The 20191-nt window shown below is 38.4% G+C and carries 17 protein-coding genes and 2 pseudogenes; 12 read left to right on the forward strand and 7 right to left on the reverse strand.

Annotated elements, in window-relative coordinates:
- The first annotated feature begins 2 nt into the window (after positions 1-2).
- The 6 genes and pseudogenes from K8P02_RS14515 to K8P02_RS14540 all read left to right on the forward strand — a co-directional run.
- Positions 3-1229, forward strand: coding sequence for a nucleotidyltransferase domain-containing protein (locus tag K8P02_RS14515; RefSeq protein WP_025867493.1), 1227 nt, complete (start codon positions 3-5; stop codon positions 1227-1229).
- Entirely contained in the window at positions 1222-1635 is a 414-nt protein-coding gene (locus K8P02_RS14520) for a hypothetical protein (RefSeq protein ID WP_223381429.1), read from the forward strand. The genes K8P02_RS14515 and K8P02_RS14520 overlap by 8 nt, the downstream gene beginning before the upstream one ends.
- A 25-nt stretch (positions 1636-1660) precedes the next feature.
- Positions 1661-2374, forward strand: a complete 714-nt coding sequence (locus K8P02_RS14525; RefSeq protein ID WP_025867491.1) for a hypothetical protein — start codon at positions 1661-1663, stop codon at positions 2372-2374.
- Positions 2371-2655, forward strand: coding sequence for a hypothetical protein (locus tag K8P02_RS14530; RefSeq protein WP_025867490.1), 285 nt, complete (start codon positions 2371-2373; stop codon positions 2653-2655). The genes K8P02_RS14525 and K8P02_RS14530 overlap by 4 nt, the downstream gene beginning before the upstream one ends.
- Before the next feature lie 98 nt (positions 2656-2753).
- A complete protein-coding gene (locus K8P02_RS14535) occupies positions 2754-2891 on the forward strand; it encodes a hypothetical protein (protein WP_223381431.1) in 138 nt (45 codons plus the stop codon).
- A gap of 204 nt (positions 2892-3095) precedes the next feature.
- A pseudogene (locus tag K8P02_RS14540) lies at positions 3096-3769 on the forward strand (TraM recognition domain-containing protein); the annotation flags it as partial.
- 183 nt (positions 3770-3952) lie between these two features.
- Here K8P02_RS14540 and K8P02_RS14545 read toward each other — a convergent pair.
- The gene (locus K8P02_RS14545; RefSeq protein ID WP_025867489.1) at positions 3953-4726 is read right to left on the reverse strand and encodes a hypothetical protein; all 774 of its coding nucleotides are present in this window, start codon (positions 4724-4726) and stop codon (positions 3953-3955) included.
- A gap of 257 nt (positions 4727-4983) precedes the next feature.
- Here K8P02_RS14545 and K8P02_RS14550 point away from each other — a divergent pair, with 257 nt between their 5' ends.
- The 3 genes from K8P02_RS14550 to K8P02_RS14560 all read left to right on the forward strand — a co-directional run bounded on the left by K8P02_RS14550 (position 4984) and on the right by K8P02_RS14560 (position 7032).
- Positions 4984-6273, forward strand: coding sequence for a DUF3945 domain-containing protein (locus K8P02_RS14550; RefSeq protein ID WP_223381433.1), 1290 nt, complete (start codon positions 4984-4986; stop codon positions 6271-6273).
- A gap of 93 nt (positions 6274-6366) precedes the next feature.
- Entirely contained in the window at positions 6367-6561 is a 195-nt protein-coding gene (locus K8P02_RS14555) for a hypothetical protein (RefSeq protein WP_016268107.1), read from the forward strand.
- Between the two features lie 72 nt (positions 6562-6633).
- Entirely contained in the window at positions 6634-7032 is a 399-nt protein-coding gene (locus K8P02_RS14560; protein ID WP_394373213.1) for a radical SAM family protein, read from the forward strand.
- Positions 7033-7421: 389 nt separating this feature from the next.
- Here the strand turns inward: K8P02_RS14560 and K8P02_RS14565 are convergent, their stop codons facing one another.
- From K8P02_RS14565 to K8P02_RS14580, 4 genes and pseudogenes are all read right to left on the reverse strand, one after another.
- Entirely contained in the window at positions 7422-7751 is a 330-nt protein-coding gene (locus tag K8P02_RS14565; RefSeq protein ID WP_025867488.1) for a hypothetical protein, read from the reverse strand.
- Positions 7752-7756: 5 nt separating this feature from the next.
- Positions 7757-8053: a MerR family transcriptional regulator gene (locus K8P02_RS14570; protein WP_025867487.1), complete on the reverse strand. Its 297-nt coding sequence runs from the start codon at positions 8051-8053 to the stop codon at positions 7757-7759.
- Between the two features lie 390 nt (positions 8054-8443).
- Positions 8444-8830: pseudogene (locus K8P02_RS14575) on the reverse strand (epoxyqueuosine reductase); the annotation flags it as partial.
- A gap of 88 nt (positions 8831-8918) precedes the next feature.
- The gene (locus K8P02_RS14580; RefSeq protein ID WP_223381437.1) at positions 8919-9245 is read right to left on the reverse strand and encodes a hypothetical protein; all 327 of its coding nucleotides are present in this window, start codon (positions 9243-9245) and stop codon (positions 8919-8921) included.
- Positions 9246-9895: 650 nt separating this feature from the next.
- On the opposite strand from K8P02_RS14580, the gene K8P02_RS14585 reads away from it, so the two are divergent.
- A complete protein-coding gene (locus tag K8P02_RS14585) occupies positions 9896-15571 on the forward strand; it encodes a C10 family peptidase (RefSeq protein ID WP_223381439.1) in 5676 nt (1891 codons plus the stop codon).
- A gap of 248 nt (positions 15572-15819) precedes the next feature.
- On the opposite strand, the gene K8P02_RS14590 is transcribed toward K8P02_RS14585, so the two are convergent.
- A complete protein-coding gene (locus tag K8P02_RS14590; protein ID WP_002562207.1) occupies positions 15820-16260 on the reverse strand; it encodes a DUF6078 family protein in 441 nt (146 codons plus the stop codon).
- Between the two features lie 235 nt (positions 16261-16495).
- On the opposite strand from K8P02_RS14590, the gene K8P02_RS14595 reads away from it, so the two are divergent.
- On the forward strand, positions 16496-17263 hold the full coding sequence (locus K8P02_RS14595) for a LuxR C-terminal-related transcriptional regulator (RefSeq protein ID WP_025867485.1): 768 nt from the start codon (positions 16496-16498) through the stop codon (positions 17261-17263).
- A 16-nt stretch (positions 17264-17279) separates the two neighbouring features.
- Here the strand turns inward: K8P02_RS14595 and K8P02_RS14600 are convergent, their stop codons facing one another.
- The gene (locus K8P02_RS14600; protein ID WP_025867484.1) at positions 17280-17864 is read right to left on the reverse strand and encodes a hypothetical protein; all 585 of its coding nucleotides are present in this window, start codon (positions 17862-17864) and stop codon (positions 17280-17282) included.
- A gap of 138 nt (positions 17865-18002) precedes the next feature.
- Here K8P02_RS14600 and K8P02_RS14605 point away from each other — a divergent pair, with 138 nt between their 5' ends.
- The gene (locus K8P02_RS14605) at positions 18003-20066 is read left to right on the forward strand and encodes a HelD family protein (RefSeq protein WP_025867483.1); all 2064 of its coding nucleotides are present in this window, start codon (positions 18003-18005) and stop codon (positions 20064-20066) included.
- Positions 20067-20191 lie beyond the last annotated feature (125 nt).

The raw sequence follows: 20191 nt of genomic DNA on the forward strand, positions 1-20191 counted from the left end.
ATATGCTGACACAAGAAGAAAAAAAACAATTCAGTGAAATTTTAGAAACACTCGGGCAAACATTGGACATCACAGAAACCCAATATAACGCCGCAGTTAGTAGTTATGGTGCAGTAGGTGAATGGCTTGCAAAACCAGAATCATCACTTGCTCCATATAAACCGGTCGTTCGTCCGCAAGGTTCATTCATGCTTGGAACAATGATTAAACCTATTTGTGAAGAAGACGATTTGGATATTGACTTAGTGTGTGAACTGACCGGCAAGAATCCACAGTGGACACAATATCATCTCAAACAAGTGGTAGGGAATCGACTTAAAGATAACGAAACCTACAAAAATATGCTTGATGAGGAGGGACGAAGATGTTGGACATTGATGTATTCCGATAGTGCGAATTATCACATGGATATACTTCCCAGCCTTGTTTGTAATGGATATAATATTGTGCTTGAAAAAGCCTTCTCGAATACAACATTGGATAAAGATTACGAATCATTGGCAATACGTATAACAGATAATAAGCAAAACAACTATTATACCGATACGATTGCCGAAAACTGGATGAAAAGCAATCCATTCGGTTATGGTAGATGGTTTTTCAATGCAGCCGATGTTTTATCATTACGTAAATCCATAATGTTGTCGGAAGCTGTAAATCCTGTTCCAAAATATAATAAAGAGAAGTTACCACTTCAGCGGGTTGTCCAAATTCTGAAACGACATCGGGATATGATGTTTAACGGAGATGAAGACAAACCCATATCCATTATTATTACAACTTTAGCTTCAAGGGGATATAACAAAGAAACATCTATCATAGATGCATTGACAAATGTAGTTTCCAATATGCGTAACTATATCGAAAGCCGCTATGATTCAAATGCCGGCAGGATGGTTAAATGGATTCCAAACCCGGTAAATCCTGAAGAAAATTTTGCAGATAAATGGGTCGAGCATCCTCAGAGGGAAAAGAACTTCTACAAATGGCTCGACCAAGTAGAATACGATGTACAAACAATTGTTCACAAACGAGGATTGCAATATATAGCTGAAGCAATGAAAAAGCCTTTCGGGGAACAAACTGTTACGAAAACGTTCTCCACTTTAGGCGAAAGGAATCTTAATCTTCGAGAAAGTGGAGCTTTGAAAATGGCAATAGGAACAGGTATTCTCAGTTCGGTTGGCTCTGTGACCGCTGCGACCCACAATTTTCATGGAAATGACTAAAAAGAAACGAATTTCAGTACATGCTCAGGGAGGAATGCTTCGACATTTCTTCCCTAACTCTACCTTGAAAATCGTTGGATATGATAAAGGGCTAATTTGGGTAGGAAAGCTTCAACCAACTAATTTAAGTATAACTTATGATATTAGGATAGAGTATAATATCGGATATAATCCCAATATATATGTAATTAGCCCCAATCCTTTGCCTTTGGCAAAGGATGCGACTAAACTTCCCCATACTTATAATCACGAAAAGCAGCATTTATGTTTATATCATAGACTAATGAATGAATGGAATGAACGTAAAATGATTGCAAAAACGATTATACCGTGGACGAGTGAATGGTTATTTCATTATGAAATTTGGGTAACCACTGGTACTTGGCATGGTGGAGGAATACATTAAAAGAATAATTTAAACTACAGAAAATATGAACAATAAGATTTTAACCGTTATTTTTTCTTCGTTATTACTGGTATCGTGTGCCTCAATACCTAAAGAAACTATAATCCTGTCGAAAACGATAGGCTCAGATTTGCAGATTTTGCATGACTCTCACCGAAATATGGTACAACTGTATTATAACAGAATTAAGCTCAATGTAAATACGTTCATCGACGATGTGTATGCTACATTCGTTATTCATCATGTTTTGGAAGCAGAGCTAAACCAGCATATAAGAGGGGAAGCATCCATATATGGCATTATAGAAAACGCTGGAAAAACGGGTGGTAAGGCTGAGACGAAAGAAGCCTTGAATGTTATGTTGGAATTTCAAGAAGCTGCGAATCAACAAATAAATGCAAAAAGGAATGAATTGCTTTTTCCTATATTAGAGCAAGAGAGAGAAATATTGAATGCAATTGACCAATCCTATCAAAATACAATATACGCCAATACGACCCTTACAGCTTACCTTGTATCGGTTCAGAAAATCAAAGAAAGTCAAAACGAAGCACTGAGCATAGTTGGCCTTAATGGTTTAGACACTACGGTTACTAACAGATTGGTCGAGTTGTCAGGATTTGTAGATATGGCTCTTGAAAAAGGGGAACAGATTGATATTAAAAGCAATGAGGCTCAACAGCAAATCGAAGATATAGTAAACAAAATCAAAGAATTAACTAAAAAAACAGCAAAATGAAAACAAACAGATTTTCTGAATCATTTGCGAATGCAGATGCAGTATTTAACGATATGTATGGTGTTGAACTAAAACTGTTAAAAGGATTATCAAAGGAAGAAATTGATGCGATCATACCAGCATCAAATAGTATGCAAACCTATCAAGCATTAGTTGAAGTTGTAGAGAAAGCTTCCAAAAATAATTTGGCACAAGCCCAACTTATATCTAAAATAAAAGATTTAGGTTCTTCAGCGATTAAATTGGCCCAAAAGATACCTGGCTGGGCTGCACTATTTTAGCATTAAGCGTAGCGTCAAAAAATCCGCTACACAAGAAAGATTTTCGACAGGAATCAATCCACCTGCATTGTTCGGATTGGAAATAAAATTTAAAAGTAATGGCTAAAAAAGTTACTGGAAAAATCGCTGCTAGTGCCGCTTCAAAAGTATTGAGAGATGGACGGACAAGTGCCGCAAGCAAAACCGCCGCAGGAAGTGCACTCTCTCAAAGAGAAAAAAGTAGAAAAAGAAAATAAGCAGCCCCAAAAAGAGCGTAGAGAGATTTATTTTGAGCTACGCTCTTTTAATATTTACTCTTCTTCTCGTCGTAAGCGTTAAATTAAACTGAAAGAAGAAACACCCGTTCCGTTTTTTAGCGAGAGTCACATTATTATATAAAGAAAAGACAATCTAGTTTTATGGGTCGTCTTTTTAGCTTCTTTTAGCTATTTACTACCGCCAACAAGAAGAAACAACTGAAAAGCTGCATGATTATTAATGAGTTAGCAACAATTTTCTTTAAAGGTCTGGATAATCTGATTGCCACGGCATGAAGCAACAAAGTGGCGGTCGTGTTAGGCCTTCAGGACTTTTCGCAATTGAAAAGGGATTACGGAGACAAGGAGGCTACTGTAATCATGTCAACTGTGGGTAATGTTTTTAGCGGTCAAGTGGTGGGTGAAACTGCCAAGACTTTGTCAGAAAGGTTTGGAAAAATCCTGCAAAAACGTGAGTCTGTTAGCATCAACCGCAGTGACACTTCCACTTCCATCAGCACGCAACTTGACAGTCTGATACCTGCCAGCAAAATCAGTACACTTTCGCAAGGGAGGTTTGTCGGTGCCGTAACGGACAATTTCGGAGAGACGATAGAACAGAAGATTTTCCATGCGCAGATAGTAGTGGATAATGAAGCGGTACAGAAAGAGACGGCGGCCTATCAACCCATTCCTGAAATCAGCAGCTTTCTGGACGAGGATGGTAATGATACAAGGAGCAGCAGATACAAGCCAACTACCGACAAATCAAGCAGGATATTGTGGAACTGGTGGAAAACGAACTGATCCGCATAGAGAATGACCCGGAACTCAAACATCTGTTGGGAAATAACGAAGAGGAACCGGGTCAGGCCTAAAACAGTGTCATAACAGTATGTTTCCCACGGCACATTACGGCAATCCCGGAAGCTACGCAGGCTTCACTTCCGTAGATTGCCGTAAAGAGCCGTTTTCAGGAAAGGATAAAAGCATGGCAGACACCCGGACAAGTCCGACCGGCCTGCCATGCTCCTATCTCTAATTGGGCGTTTTTACCATAATTATGGAAGTATAATACCATATCTCTTTCTTAATGCCTCATTATCTATAAAATTTAGATCATATTCAGAGGCGAAATATTTAAACGACAGATAAATAGAATTATAACAATATTGAAATGATTCATCTATTTTATTCATATTTTCAGGAGTATCCTGTTGCTCCATTTTAAAGGAGAAAGTTGAATAATGGACAAATTCAGAAAACTCTTTCCATAAATAATATGCTCTATCCCTATAAATCTTTATTTCACGAGAATGGTTGATTCGACCAACCAATGTATTGAAAGTCATAAATGACTTAAATTTAAACCTTGTAATCTCTTTAAAATATTTCTTGTTTTTATCTTTATTAACAAATTGATTTTTTACTTTTTCCACTTCTTCTTGTTTTAAATAAAAAGGGTATTTACCATCAAAATGTTCATAATTAGAATCCGTTAAGTTTTGCAAAGAAACAAAACAATGTTTATATGCTTCGGCATTAATTTTAATAATCTCTTCTTCCTTATTGTTAGAAAGTTCCAAATACATAAGATGCATGAAATCATCCAATAAACTCCTAAGAATAATATATGGCGTTGATATATATTTGCTTTGCCTATTTTTCAGAATTGTAGATAAGTCTAACAATAAGAGGGCTTGTTTTTGTAAAATACCTAAATAATAATCCTGCATATCTTTTTCATCTTGACATTTACCTTGTAGCTGTTCAAGATTACTATTGGCTAAGTCTGAAATTATTTTAGCTAAGTGAGATAAGTTATTTGTATCCATTTGATATATTTTATAAAAATATTCATGTACAAATATACCAAAAAAACAATAACTTTTTGACTTTTATACTATTAGTTTCTGAATTGCAATCTCTAAATCTTATTTGTATAACTCGCCAAGAAATGCCAAATGCCGCCATTCATTCCCACTGCGTCCTAAACCATAATAACCTATCAATTAAACCTCTACATTCGCACCGACGGGCTAAAGTTTACCCGGTATTGATTAATTATTGTATCACTTAAATTATTGATTTTATGGCTAAGAAAAAGCAAGAACAACAAGAACAGAGTCAGGACGAGCATGTAATGGTCATCCTTGACAAGCGAACGAACAAGACCGCAGTCGTTTCTAAAATGAACGAGCAGGACGGCAGTCTCGAAATCGTGCCACCCGACAAGAAGAACAGCGGCAGCTTCCTCAAACTGGATCGTACTTCACCGCTGGAACTATTCTTCACGAATTTCAAAAACCAGTACGAAAATCCCACGAGTTTCAGTTTTTTCCTTGTACCTCTCGTACTTTTGGAAAAGACACTGAATGCCGTTATCCAGATCCGGAAAGGGGAAGACCCCGGAGCAGACGGTAAAAAACTGGTGGAGAACAGCGAACTCAACGATGAAGGGCGTATCGCCAAACTTGCCCGAAGGTATAAGTTCGACGAACACCAGCTCCCGTGGAAAGAACTTGCCGCATTGGGAGTTGACAAGCAATTACTCTTTGATAACCACTGCATGGGTGAGATGCTGAAAGGTAGAATTACCTCTATGGCTTTTCCCATCAGCAAGGAAGTGAACGGAGAAAAGAAGGATATGGGAGAAGCCTGTTTTCTCTGTGTCAAAGGGGAGGACGGCAAGGTGCAACTGAAAACTCTAAGTAGGCTCGACAAACCGCAGTACGACCTGCCCGCCTATAAAGGAGTATTCACGGACGAGGAAAAGCAGTCGCTTAAAGACACCGGGATATTAGGGACAATCAAAGAGATGAAAGATACCCATACGGGAACGGTCTGCAACTGTTATGTATCCTTTCATGAACCGAGCAACCGTATCATCACCATGCCGGTGGATGCCATCAAGATACCCGATTATATCTACGGAAAAAGGCTGGATGACAAACAGAAGCAAATCCTTGCGTCAGGAGGCCAGCTTCCCATCAACGACATACAGCGTAAAAATGACACGCTGCTTTCCGGCGTTGCTTTCGTCGATCCGAAAATAATGGATATCGCATTCAAGCAGTCCGGCGAACAATTGAAAGTCAACGATACTATCATGGGTGCCAGAATTACACCTGAACAGAAGAAGATGCTCCAAAACCATGAAATGGTGTTCGTTGAGAATATGCGCTACAAAGGCAGGGTATTTTCCGATGATGTACGTTTCAGCAACAAGAGCAACCAACTATTGATAGGACGCAACGCCCGTGAATACAAGCCGAAGTTGGATGAACCGAAAAAGGGCAAACAACAAGAAACCAAGCAGACACCCCGGCATGTTGCTACCATTAAGTCTAAAGGCAAGAAAAATAGTTTTTCTGTCGTATAGCCGACAGGGAACCGGCTTACTCAATTTATATACCCGATTGTCGTTATGGATGTCGGGTATATATTTAATGTATCATCTAATAACCCCATAATTATGGAATTGAAAAAACAAAAGAATATCCAGTCTTCTCCGGGGCATTCCGAATATAAATCCTTTTATAAATCAGTCGGAGGAAATGAAGGAGAAAAATGTAATTATCCGACACGTTTAGACCTTTACGGAAAAGGCTGTTATCATGATTGTTCCTATTGTTATGCAAAATCATTGTTGAACTTCCGCAAACTATGAGATGCGGAACATCCGGCAGTAGCAGATATTAATAAGGTATTAAAGGTTATCCGTAAAATCCCATCCGGTTCCATCGTCAGGCTTGGAGGTATGACTGACTGTTTCCAGCCCATTGAAAGCCGCTGCCACGTAACCTATGAAGCTATAAAGGAACTGAACAAACAAGGTATCGGCTATCTGATAGTTACCAAATCATCAATGGTGGCTGATGATAAATATATCAGATTAATGGACAAAAAACTTGCACATATCCAAATATCCATAACAACGATGGACGATGACCTGTCACGGACATATGAAAGAGCCTGCGTGCCGTCACAAAGGATAAATGCGCTTGAGAAATTACAGCAACATAATTTTGACGTATCTTTAAGATTATCACCTTTTATTCCGCAATACATAGATTTCAAAAAATTGAATACAATCAAATGTGACAAAATATTAGTGGAATTTCTAAGAGTGAATACCTGAATAAAACAATGGTTCAATATTGACTATTCAGAATATACTTTCAAACAAAGTGGTTATCAGCACCTGCCACTTGAACTGAAGATTAAATACCTCGAACAAATCAGCGGATTTAAGCAGTTGACTGTTTGTGAAGATGTGACGGAGCATTACGAATACTGGAAAAACAAAATAAATCCGAATCCCCTTGATTGTTGCAATCTCAGCAAAAAATAATCTTAATATAGGTACTTTTCCCACGGCACATTGCTGTAACCTGCGGAAGTGAAGCCTGCGTAGCTTCCGCAGGTTACAGCAATGTGCCGCTTTTCAGGAAAAGACAAAGGCACGGCTGGTACCCGGATAAATCCGACCTTGCCAGCCGTTCCCTTGTCTATGGGGAATGGAACACATCATTCTTCTTCCTCAAAGGAAAGCTCTTCAACCTGCCTGTTTATTGCCTTGCAATCAATCGTATCCTTCAAATTGATTATATCCACAATCGAATAATGCCTTGTCCCGTTCTCTTCTTCCGCAAAACGTAACCGTCCGCTCAAACGTTGTTTCTCAATCTCTGCCGGATTGAGATTTATCAGTTCGCAGACTTCATCGGGCAGCATGGAAAGCGCCACATCATTTTCCTGACAGATATGTTGCAGGACGGCCAACATGTTCAACGACTTCTTATAACTTCTCACGAGTGCAGCGAAAGAACCGCTTTCAATTTTAATCATCTTTTTCATAACGCTTATTTTTTAGAGTGTTCTTCTTTTTCCAGTAACATGGCACGGAGTACGTCCGAACGGCGGTAATATATCTTCCCCTTGTCTCTGTGAAAGGGAAGTGTCCCATCATTGCGCCGTCTTAAAAGTGTCCTGTCCGACATCTTGGTGAGCAGGCGCACGCCTTTTGAATCCAGTATCTCGCTGTCCGGCAAATTATGTACGGCAGGAGCCAATAATTTTTCAATGTTGGTAACTTTAGCAAGTATGGCACTAAGCATGTGGGCTGTTTGTCCACCCGGTGCAGTTCTTCTGTTATTCATATTGACCTTATTTTTATTGTTTATGGTGCAATACTACGGAGATATTATAAGGCCATTGGTTACTCAACCGTTGAGCAACCGACAAAAAAAGACAGAAAACGCCAATTGGAGACAAAAAAATAGCCGGGAGGCACTGTCCCCGGCTATTCTATGGTAAGTAAGCATCAATGAGTTACACTCTAAATTCTTAATATATTAATAATCAGATTCATACAAAAATATTTAGCAGTATATTTTGTTCTATTCCAAATTTTGCCTACATTTGTATATGAGTTATTTGAAACTATGCAAAGCAGTGTAACCCGAAGCAGGACTTCCATCACTAAATCGTTACCTGCATCTTTTAAACTCTCTATATTTTCTTTATTTTCAGAGAGTTACATTAAAATACATTGTTTTATGAGGTAAAACAGAAGTTTTTGTATCAAAATCAAATGCTCCTTCTGTTATCAATTCCTCATCAGATTGAGATATAGATTTATAGCCCTTGGCATTAAGCAATCTTGCTAATTCATCTGCTATTTTTCCTGTTTTGAGTTCAACTTGTAAGTATTCATCATCATCAAAATTAAAATTATCATCTATTCGCGCCTGGACATAATTGGGAGTATCGGCCACCTCTCTAATATATTTAGCGGTTAGTGGAAATGTGAAAACAATGGCATGAGAAAATCGCCTGCTTTGCCTTTGATCTAAATGGGATATGCTGACACATCGTATCAATTCTGCTCCTCTTTTTTTTAATAGAGTTTCTATTTCCCGATTTAAATATTTCATTTCTATCCATTTACTTTAATTCTATTCCCGGCGCGTGTTCCCAAAAGAATAATCGTTGTATAGACTATTATCGCAATTATATCAATGCCTAAATTGTCCATTTACCTCCCATCATCAAAGTTGTAATCACAATAACAAATAAACGAATCAACAGGATTACACAAATCAACCATGCAGCAAACCTCACTTGTTCTTGTTTTTTATAAAATGCCATGATAATAAACATAATACCAAAAACAAAATTCTCAGCTGTAATTATATGCCAAATATATTTGAATGTCGTTACAGTTGTTATATCTAATTCCCCGGTATATAGAGCTGGAAGTAAGACTTGTTGTCCATTCAATTCATGCGTTATAGAAAATAGAATCGCTAAAAATCCAGCAACGAAATAATAGTAATTAATCTTTTTCATTTTACTTTAATTTTGAAAAGGAAAGACTTCATTTCATAACAATTATACACCATTGAATTTATCTCCCTCTCGATATAATAAGAATAGAATACCTTGATATATTAATCAACGATAAGTAATATCCAGTATCCCAAAAATTTCGAAATAATCTTGCTTAAATGGACTGGCAGTTCTTAACTATTCTATAAAACAGCCAAAAATATTTTGAATTTCTTCATTAACAACGTACGAATACTTTGGCAATATACTCGAAAGCTTCCCTTCCACCAATTTATTTATAAGCATAAAGTTTTTTTAGGTGACATTAACAATCAGATCGAAACCTTGAATCATACTGAGTGATTTGAGTTTTCCATTTCTTTATCATCTTCTGACCTGAATAACTATTTTTATCCTTTATTATATCACCTGATTTTGGACATCTATTTGTATTTTTTAATAAAAAAATGAGATAGTTTGTTATGAAAATATAGTTAAATTTGCACCCCGTAATAGTTTTTGATAAAAATCAAGTGTCCTATCGATAAAATAAGACACTAATAATGAGCGAATTTATGTTTATTGATTCATAACCTATACGCCTCACAGGTTTGCCGTATTCATATTAAACATTTATATTATTTATAACTTAATTAAAAGCTATTTATCTTATGCTGAAACAGTTTTTACAAGTACTGCTTCTTCTGGTGTGTGCTGTTTACCCGTACAGCCTCCATGCCAAAATGTTGACTACAGAAGAAGCTGCTGAAGCCGCTGCTAATTTTTTTAATGCTGGTAACATTTCGCGACTAAGCTCTCCCAGTGCTTTTGAATTGGTGTATACCTCACAAAAAAGTGACGGAACACCTATTTATTATGTATTTAATGCCAAGGATGGACAAGGATTTATCATCATATCGGCTGATGACAAGGCAATCCCGGTTGTTGGATACTCCTATGAGTCTTCATATGTGCCAGATGAAATATCTGATGTCACTACAATGATGCTTAACAATGCTGTAAAACCGGTTGGAAATAATATCACCGAGCTTCGCAAGCGTGTAAGTATGCAAACTTCACTGACAAAGTCTATCAAAACTCCGGAATGGAGTCAGGAAGCTCCATTCAACAGTCAGATACCTAACCGCCGCCTTGTAGGTTGCGTTGGTACTGCCATGGCTACCGTTATGAAATATTATAATTACCCCTCAATGGGTAATGGCTCACTTGACGGTACTGATTTCAATACCCAATATGATTGGGGTAATATGAGAATGGATAACTATCGTTCAGGATATTCTACAGCCGAAGCTGATGCTGTGGCTACACTGATGGCTCATTGTGCTATATCAATAAAAACAGATTTCGGAATGTATGGTTCGAGTGCCTTTGAAGTACGTGTTCCTGCCGCCCTTATATCATTTTTCGGATATGACCCAGGGGTATCCTATAAAAAGCGTTCGGAAACCGACCGTACTGTATGGGATGCCATAATTGTTGACGAGATCAATGCCGGACGACCAGTGATCTATAGTGGTCAAGATGTCTCAGTAGGTCATGCTTTTGTGTGCGACGGATATGAGATAAAAGGTTCAGTACCTTATTTCCACATCAATTGGGGCTGGGGTGGTTCGGCCAACGGTTATTTTTCTTCCGACGCTCTCAACCCCACTGTAAGTACATCACACAGTTTCAACGACCAGACCACTATCATCTATAATATCAAACCTGCCGAAACAACAGTCAAGTGGTCACCTGTTCATATCACAGCCGACGAACGTCAGATCGGTATAACTTCCGACGCAGTAGATATCAACCCTGGAATGAAGTTCAGCATAAGAGCAGGTGCCTTTAAAAACGTTTCATATGAAAATTTCTCAGGAAAAATTTCTGTGGCTCTTTTCTCTGCTAATGGGAAATTGAAAACATTACTGCATGATGGTAAAGGGCTATCACTTCAAGCAATGCAGGTGATGATGCCAAGACTTTATTCTGATTTTACATGTTCGGTACCTGCCGAAACCGTTGTCGCTAACGATGATATAATCCGTATGGTCACTATAGCCAACGGCTCTGACGAGTGGTTGCCCGTTACCGGCGACCTCATCACAATAAATGAGATTAAAGCAAAAAACAATTCCATACCGTATTTTTCAATTGACATACCGCTCAACGTAGACGGAGCTATCATATCGTATGCCGATGTAAAAGTAATCAAAGGTCGCGACTACACATTTAAAGTCCAATCCGCTTCCCCTGACAAGGTTGTTACAGTCAAAGCAAACGGATTCATCCTGACTCCAAGTGCCGATAATGTTTACAAAATTGAAAATGTCACCACTGACCAGCAAATCCGTATTATCGTACAGTCAATGGAGGATGTAGTGAATAAACGTAATCTATGGGTAACTGCCGGTAACCTTGAAAAGCTTATCAGTGAAGCCGATGCCGGAACGATTAAGGAACTGACACTTTATGGAACGATCGACGTCCGTGATTTCACATTTATACGCGAACGTATGAAGCTAACCATGCTTGATATTTCTGGTGTGAACATAGTAGCCAATGGTTCGAATCCTGCTAACGCTATCCCCACTAAAGCATTCAGTGGCTACCATTCGTTACAACATATTAAGTTGCCAAAGTCTCTCACCATTTTGAAAAATGGCTGTTTCAATGCCACTGGTCTGCAAAAAATCGAAATTCCGGCATCAGTGGGTACTTACGAATACAATATATTCTTAAATTGCAGTAATCTGAGAGAAGTCATTGTACGCCGTCAATCGCCGGCATGGATCAACTGGTGTGTGTTCACAGGAACACCTAAATCTAAACTTGTAGTACCGGTTAACGCAAAAACAGCATATTCGTCAAAGGAGAACTGGCAGGATTTCAAAGAGATCGTTGAAGAAAATCCTGTTCCGGCTTCTTCCTATATGATTGTTCTTGAGGAGACAGAAGGTGTAAAGATCACTCCTGATTCCGAAAGTCTTGAAGTGACACCCGGTTCATTGTTCTCATTCACCGTTGAAACTGACAATCGTTTTGGTGATGCCAGAATGGAAGTTTTCGCCAATACAACCAAATTGAATGCCGGAACTGATAACAGATATACCATCACCGTCAACGCCAACACTATGATTCACGCTAATTTTGTTCAGCCACAACCTACTACTCGCATATCTTCGTGGAAGTTAACTGATTCAAGGGGTGGTGTAGGACTGGTAACCGACGCAATCAATGTTATTTCCGGCAAGACATTTACCATACGTGCCAACGCATTGGCTATTCCTCAGGATGACGCCTTAATGTTCTATGCTGCCGTACTTACGGATGCTAATGGTGCTATTAAAGAATTCATTTCGCCTGTGTTTACTAACTCAGGAACGAATTACGGCGACCTGCCATGTAGCTTCAGTTGTCAGGTGAAAGAAGCTTCGGTACGTGAGGGCAATCTTGTACGTGTCGCAACTTCGTACAACAAGAAAGAATGGCATCTCGTCAAAGGAATAAATGAAAACGTAAAAGATTCAATCAAGGCTGTAGGTAATGAGGTGTTGTACCACAAGATCACTATGCCATCTTCTGTTCAGGGAGCCACTATCCAGGGGGCTATTGATCAGATCGTCCATGGTATGGACTTTACATGTAAGATCATGCCGGTTTCTGTTGCCGACGCAATAACGGTGTCGATCAATGGTAAGATTGTGGCTGATCGTCAGGGAGTAGCCCAAATAAAGGTTGAAAGTGTACGTGAAGATCTTGACATAGCCATACAAGTAGTGGCTGCCGGAGACGAAACTTATACAGCTATGAACCTCCATGCAGGAGAGCTTGCATCAAAAACTTCCGAAGTTTTCCCTTCACGACTCAAACTAATGGGTGAGATGAATGCCTCCGATTTTGCGACATTGCAGAAGAATGCAGATAAACTTGTAGCTCTTGACTTGACCGATGTGACAATAAAAAGTCTGCCCACTCCAAACTCACTGCCTACAAATGCTTTTGCAGCATCAAATCCGATGGGAAAAACGGCTCTGTCAACAATCCTTCTGCCTAAGAATCTGGAGAGTATAGAAGAAAATGCATTCTATCGTTGTATCAATGTAAAAGAAATTACAATTCCGGAAAAAGTAGCTTATATTGGAAGTGGCGCTTTCGCAGCATGCATTAAACTTGAAAAGATAGTTGTTCTGTCAAAAACTCCGGTACCATTGAAAAGTAATCCATTCCCAACGAATACTCAAATAACCCTTGAAGTGCCCAAAGGTACTGAATCGGCATATACGAACAGTGAATTCTGGAAAGAACTCCAACATACAACTTCAAAAGTATTCTATAACATTCAGATTGACCCGGACAGAACTTTCCAATATTCGGAAAGAGAACCATTGACCCAAATTGAGGGACCTGTAGGAAGTGCAACTAAAACTGTAATGCTTGGCTTGCCCAATTTTAAGCCAACCTCTTATAAACCCAATCCGACCTACCGTCCTGGAGTTGCATTTAAACTTTATGACAATAAACAAGATGTAACAAATCAGCTTGATCCACTCGATCCCACTGATTTCTTCAATCCCGGCGGTTATTATCTAGTGAAATTCTATGGTAATGTAACAGATCCGAAATATCTATCTTGTCCGCAAAACCATATCATTGACGTGGTGTTCCATTATGATATCAAGGTCAAAGATGTGTCCGGAAAATCTAAAGTCAACTTTGTAAACCTTAATGAGGTAAATGTATGGAATGGTGTCAATATGGCTCTGTTTGTTCAAGGTTCTAATGAACGTAAAACCCTCTACAAGGAAGGTTGCGATTACAAATTTACGGTCGTTTCCGAAACTCCGAATATGACTCCTAAAGTCAAAATAGCCGGTGAAGTTGCTCTTCCAGATGAAAACGGTATTTATGTGATCACTAACCTACAGTCGGATATGGAAGTTGAAATCACGATGGTTCCTGTTGAAGGTGCGGTTCTTAAACCGGAAGAAGTGATCCATATTGATAAAGAAGAAGCCGATGGGATTGTTGAACTCGGATTGTCGGGAGAAATGACCGATAAGGCCTTTGAACACATACGTGAAAACTTCACGTCTTTGGAAACCATTGACATGTCTGCCATTGAAAACAGCGAAATACCTTCAAATGCATTTGCCGGAATGGAAAACCTCACAAATGTAGTGATTCCGGAAAACGTTACCTCTATAGGAAAAAATGCGTTCGCCGGCTGTTCGCAACTCGAATCGCTAACACTCAATTCGGTCGATGCGATAGACGCCGGAGCTTTTGACGGATGTTCTTCGTTGACGAGTATCACGCTTTTTGGAAACTCACAGTCTGACAAGGATCAAAGTTCTACCCGTGTACGTAATACCACAGGCATAAACGATCAATCGTTTGAGGGTATAAACCCCAACTGTATAATATATCTTGCAGAAGGTTTGGAAAAATCAATCTCTTCAAAATCAAACATTGTGATCAACAGTGGTGGTTCACGCGTGGCTTCAACCGACATTGTCCTCACTGACGGTTTTGCTTTCAATGCTCCGGCAAGTTTTAATCTCGGTGAAAAAAATATCTCACTGTCAGTCAAACTGAACTACCCAACCGGAAATGAAAGTAAAGAATGGAAAGGTATAGTCTTACCGTTCGTACCCAAGTACATGTCGGATGGAAAAGGTAATGACTATACGATTGGTACTTCGGGTAACCATACAGTCAGTATATTATCATTCAACGAAGACGCTATAATACTTGAGAACCAGCCCTCGATTGAAGCTAATAAACCTTATATGATACATCTTAACGGAGAAGTGGATGATACTGTCGACTTTACATTCCGTGCGAATGGTAGTCCTGCCACACAAGCAGACGAATCGCTTATGTTTGACGTACCTATGACTCCGGTGGCAGAATCTATCACAAAAGCGGGTAAGGATTTCACTCTGTTTGGTAACTATACTTCCACCAACGTTGCTCCAGACACATACTTACTTGATGATGAAGGTTACAGCTTTAACCGTATCGCCGATGAAGAAACAGACCTTATGATCGCGCCTTTCTCGGTTTATGCTAAGGCTAATACTTTCGGAGTCGAAGATTCATTCGAAGTTGGTAAAGTAAACATTACAGGTACTGACAACCAGACACTCCCTCAAGGAGAAAAAATAAAACTTATCAAAGAAGGTTCAAACCTTGTGATAATTTCGGATGTGGAACAAGATATCGACATATTTGCCATCTCAGGTATACCTGTCGTATCAATCTCCGTTAAACCCGGTTCTAACACGGTTACCCTTAATCCGGGTGTTTACATAATCGATGGTATTAAAGTGATTTTCTAATCATAGCCTATCCGACAAATACGGATTGAAAAATAATAAAAGTTGGTTATAAAGGTTTTTCAAACCTTTATAACCAACTTTTATTATTTTCTTAGAGCCTATACGTAATTCGATATTTACACAGATATTATATCCTCTTTTGCCATCGTACTGGCAAGACTTTGCCAACCTATTGGCAACACCTTGCCATCACATTGGCAGAGTCCTGCCAATGTGATGGCAAAAAGTACATTATACTATAGCCAGTTCTACCACTCATAGTCCTCTATATAATCATCAAATACAATCGGCTCGGTCAGCCCATACTTTTTGAAAATATTCACCACACTTTGTTGCTCGGCAGGTGAGAGTAAGCGCTCTCCTTTACGAATACGATAATATGTTCTTTCACTGAATCGATTTATCAGTTGAGGAATAACTTCCCGTATTTGCTTTTGAGTCAGATTCTCTATGATATTCATAAAACCTTTGGCAAAGCGAACTTTGGTACTTGAACGATAATAAGGGCAATCTTTTTTCAAAGTAGCTTGATGCTTCGGATTGATAATCATTAAAAACTTTATACTATCAGCAGCTTCCTGTGCAACTAATTGCCTCAAACAAGTAGACGCCCGAGGACATTGATAATTAATGCACAGAGGATAGTCTTGTGGAACTTCCGAAAAACGATCTATTTCTTTTGTCTTCATAATTTTATTATCACCCGGCATTATTGTAATATTCCGGTTACAAACAATCACTAATACAAAGATAAGTGTATTCTTTCTTTATTCTATCATTAAATGAGTATAAAAGAAAACTTAGCTAAAGTAAAACTACACCATTCCCAATAATAAAACAGTATCTAACCTCTATAATTATTTCCATCATTAAAGATTAATTTTACCTTTGTGGAACAAAAACAATAATTTATAGCCATACTATATGAGGTCAATGAATATAACCAGGGAAGAAATGTGGGCAAAGCAGCATCTATCAGCATCAGACATTGATTACTGTCTTTGGGAACGTGACAAAAGCATGCTTCACCGCATGTCTAAACTAAGTCACAACTGTACATTTGTTGTTGATGTTTATAAATGCAGGTATGCTTTCGCATCCTCCAACTTCGTAGATTTACTGGGATATGACAGCCACAAGATAGCCACATTGGAAAGACAAGGTGATTATTTAGAATCACGCATTCATCCTGATGATTTATCACAACTAAAACGGTTGCAGGTTGATCTTGGTAAGTTTATATTCAGTTTACCTATCGAACAAAGGAATGATTACTGTAATATCTATAGTTTCCGGGTACGTAATGCCAGACAACAATATATACGAGTTATCAGCAAACAGCAGGTTTTAGAACAGGCTCATAACGGAAAAGCCTGGCTCATAATAGGAAATATGGATATTGCCCCCAATCAAAAGGAATCCAATCAAGTAGATTGTGCTGTACTAAATCTTAAAAACGGAGAAATATTCTCTCCCTCTCTATTATCAACAACACAAATAATTCTGACGCAACGTGAAACCGAAATCTTACAGTATATTCAGAAAGGGCTTCTAAGTAAAGAGATAGCTGACAAACTTTGTATCAGTATCCATACGGTTCATATCCATCGGCAGAATCTATTACATAAATTAGGTGTACAAAATTCTATTGAAGCCATTAATACCGGATTGAAACTGGGGCTGTTGAGTTAAATCTCATATCGACACATCATGGCATCCATTCTACAATGCCTGTAACCGGATGCTCTTGCCGCCATACCTCAAATTCCGCATAACTTCTTACTCCATCCCGAATAACAGCCTGATAATATTCTATCCCTATAATCTTTTCCGTTTCAGGAGTTTCATACTTCAATTTCAAAATAGCCAGTCTTGTTTCGTCAGTCAAAACAGCTCTCAAACGTTCCGCCACTTTTTCAAAATAGCCATCATATCGGGAACCTTTCCGGATATGAATCATATCAATCTGCCAAAGTTCACTCTCAGAATCCTGATACCAGGCATGCCACTCCACACAGGCTTCAACAGTATGCAAAAGATTTACACACTCCATCTTCTTTATAGCTATATTTTCTGAAAGTTTCGCCATTGCCCGGAAACTGTCAGCCAGGCTCAAAGGCGAGGTATAAATATGCAAATCAATATCCCGGTGTTTCATTAATAACCCTGTACTCAAGGAACCCACCAAATTCACTTTTGCACCAATACTTTCCCATATCGGGATAACACCGGTACTCTCTATTATCTCCCAGGCTTTTTGCTGGTTCCGTCCCGCCATATCAAGAATATCCATCTTTCCGCATTTGAAATAAAGTATACAAAAGTAGAAAAAAGGCTGGATATATAGCTATAAATAACTATTTATCGCCCCAATGGAATGAACTAACTTTGCTGTCTTTTCAGACCGTTTTAATATAATAATGAAAGAGTTATGGTATTTAATAAAACAGAAGAGCAAGAGAAAGAATATTTGCAGGAGATAATTAATACCCTCAACGACGTGATTAATAATACGAGTGTATCAGTGAAAGAACACGTAGATACACTACAAGAGTACAAAGAGTATTTATGGTCAAATAAAGATATTGATCCACATGAAATTCGTTCTATGAGAGAAAGTATCTTAAATCATTTTGCATTGGGTGAAAATGTGATTGACAAGCGCAAAAGACTGAATAAAATAGTAGACAGTCCTTACTTCGGCCGGATAGATTTTAAAGAAGAAAGGAAGAAAAGCCAGACGACAATACCGGTTTATATAGGAATACACACATTTTATGACACCAACAAAAAGATAAACCGGATATATGACTGGAGAGCTCCCATCGCAGGCATGTTTTACGACAATGAACTGGGGAAAGCTACATATTCATCCCCTTTGGGTGAAATAAGCGGAGAGATTTTACTGAAACGTCAGTACCATATCCGTAATGGCAAAATGGAATATATGCTTGAAAGCTCTCTGACTGTACATGACGATATTTTACAGAAAGAACTAAGTTCGAACGCTGATGATAAAATGAAAAACATTGTCACAACCATTCAGCGGGAACAGAACCGCATTATTCGTAATGAAGATGCACACGTACTTATCATACAAGGAGTTGCCGGATCGGGTAAAACCTCCATCGCCTTACATCGCATCGCTTATCTTCTTTATACACTGAAAGGAGATATTTCCTCCAAAAACATATTGGTGGTTTCGCCCAACAAAGTTTTTACCGATTACATCTCTAATGTACTCCCGGAACTTGGTGAGGAGACTGTTCCCGAAACCAGTATGGAATATATTCTTTCGGATGTACTCGGTCACAAATATAAATACCAGAACTTCTTTGAACAAGTAACAGAATTACTTGAAAAGCCTACAGAAGGATTTATCGAAAGGATACAGTATAAGGCTTCATTTGATTTCATCTCACTCCTCGATAAGTTTATTCTATATATGGAAAATAACTATTTCAGAGCAACAGACGTAAAACTAACCAGACACATCACTATTCCGGCCGAATTTATTGATGAACAATTCAGGCGATTCAGCCGCTACCCAATGCGCCAACGTTTTGAGACGATGACCGATTATATTCTGGAAATGATGACAATCAAATACAATTTTACAGTTACTACCGCAGAGAAAAATCTGTTGAAAAAAGAAGTAAGAAAAATGTTTGCCGGCAATAATGATATTCAGGTCTATAAGAACTTTTTTGAATGGGCAGGAAAAAGCGAAATGTTAAGGATGCGCAAAAGTCATACGTTGGAATATTCTGATTTAGCTCCTTTAGCATACCTACATATAGCATTGGAGGGAAAAAAAACTCACAGTCATGTCAAGCATATCCTGATAGACGAAATGCAAGATTATTCTCCTATACAGTATAAAGTCATTCAAAAACTTTATCCTTGCCGGAAGACGATTCTGGGTGATGCATCCCAATCAGTCAATCCCTATGGCTCATCCACTGCTGATATGATTCAAAGAGTATTTACAACGGGAGAGGTGATGAAACTATGCAAAAGTTATCGTTCTACTTTTGAAATTACCTGTTTTGCACAAAAAATTCTGCTCAATGAAGAGTTAGAACCTATCGTAAGACATGGTAAACAACCAGTGATTCTTCAATACAGAAATACAGAAGAAGAGATATCCGGTATTACAGATTTAATATTCACTTTTAAGAAATCAAATTATAAATCACTTGGGATTGTATGTAAAACAGAAGTTCAGGCAAAATCCCTTGCAGAAAAACTTCAGACATACATAGAAAATGTTTATTTCCTGTCGAACCAAAGTTCGGCTTTTGTAAAAGGTATCCTCATCACTTCGTCGCACATGGCGAAAGGACTGGAGTTTGACGAAGTTATTATACCACAGATGAATGATAGAAACTATTGTTCGGCAATTGATAAAAGTATGCTTTATGTAGCAGTGACAAGAGCTATGCATAAATTAACAATAACCCATTGTGGAAAGTTAAGTAAATTTATTCCTTAAATTCAGGTAACTCTTCTTAGTATTGATTATATTTCAGCTGGATTACAAATAGGGTTTTAAAAGCAAAAGACCAGACAGAAAAAGGACGATTCCCCCCTTACAGAAGAACCGTCCTTTTTATTATT

Source organism: Bacteroides nordii (genome assembly GCF_019930665.1).
GTDB lineage: Bacteria > Bacteroidota > Bacteroidia > Bacteroidales > Bacteroidaceae > Bacteroides > Bacteroides nordii.

Bases quoted from the DNA above. Each gene is read 5' to 3' on its own strand.
- K8P02_RS14515 (WP_025867493.1), top strand. From the start codon at position 3: ATGCTGACACAAGAAGAAAAAAAACAATTCAGTGAAATTTTAGAAACA.
- K8P02_RS14520 (WP_223381429.1), top strand. From the start codon at position 1,222: ATGACTAAAAAGAAACGAATTTCAGTACATGCTCAGGGAGGAATGCTT.
- K8P02_RS14525 (WP_025867491.1), top strand. From the start codon at position 1,661: ATGAACAATAAGATTTTAACCGTTATTTTTTCTTCGTTATTACTGGTA.
- K8P02_RS14530 (WP_025867490.1), top strand. From the start codon at position 2,371: ATGAAAACAAACAGATTTTCTGAATCATTTGCGAATGCAGATGCAGTA.
- K8P02_RS14535 (WP_223381431.1), top strand. From the start codon at position 2,754: ATGGCTAAAAAAGTTACTGGAAAAATCGCTGCTAGTGCCGCTTCAAAA.
- K8P02_RS14545 (WP_025867489.1), bottom strand. From the start codon at position 4,726: ATGGATACAAATAACTTATCTCACTTAGCTAAAATAATTTCAGACTTA.
- K8P02_RS14550 (WP_223381433.1), top strand. From the start codon at position 4,984: ATGGCTAAGAAAAAGCAAGAACAACAAGAACAGAGTCAGGACGAGCAT.
- K8P02_RS14555 (WP_016268107.1), top strand. From the start codon at position 6,367: ATGGAATTGAAAAAACAAAAGAATATCCAGTCTTCTCCGGGGCATTCC.
- K8P02_RS14565 (WP_025867488.1), bottom strand. From the start codon at position 7,751: ATGAAAAAGATGATTAAAATTGAAAGCGGTTCTTTCGCTGCACTCGTG.
- K8P02_RS14570 (WP_025867487.1), bottom strand. From the start codon at position 8,053: ATGAATAACAGAAGAACTGCACCGGGTGGACAAACAGCCCACATGCTT.
- K8P02_RS14580 (WP_223381437.1), bottom strand. From the start codon at position 9,245: ATGAAAAAGATTAATTACTATTATTTCGTTGCTGGATTTTTAGCGATT.
- K8P02_RS14585 (WP_223381439.1), top strand. From the start codon at position 9,896: ATGCTGAAACAGTTTTTACAAGTACTGCTTCTTCTGGTGTGTGCTGTT.
- K8P02_RS14590 (WP_002562207.1), bottom strand. From the start codon at position 16,260: ATGAAGACAAAAGAAATAGATCGTTTTTCGGAAGTTCCACAAGACTAT.
- K8P02_RS14595 (WP_025867485.1), top strand. From the start codon at position 16,496: ATGAGGTCAATGAATATAACCAGGGAAGAAATGTGGGCAAAGCAGCAT.
- K8P02_RS14600 (WP_025867484.1), bottom strand. From the start codon at position 17,864: ATGGATATTCTTGATATGGCGGGACGGAACCAGCAAAAAGCCTGGGAG.
- K8P02_RS14605 (WP_025867483.1), top strand. From the start codon at position 18,003: ATGGTATTTAATAAAACAGAAGAGCAAGAGAAAGAATATTTGCAGGAG.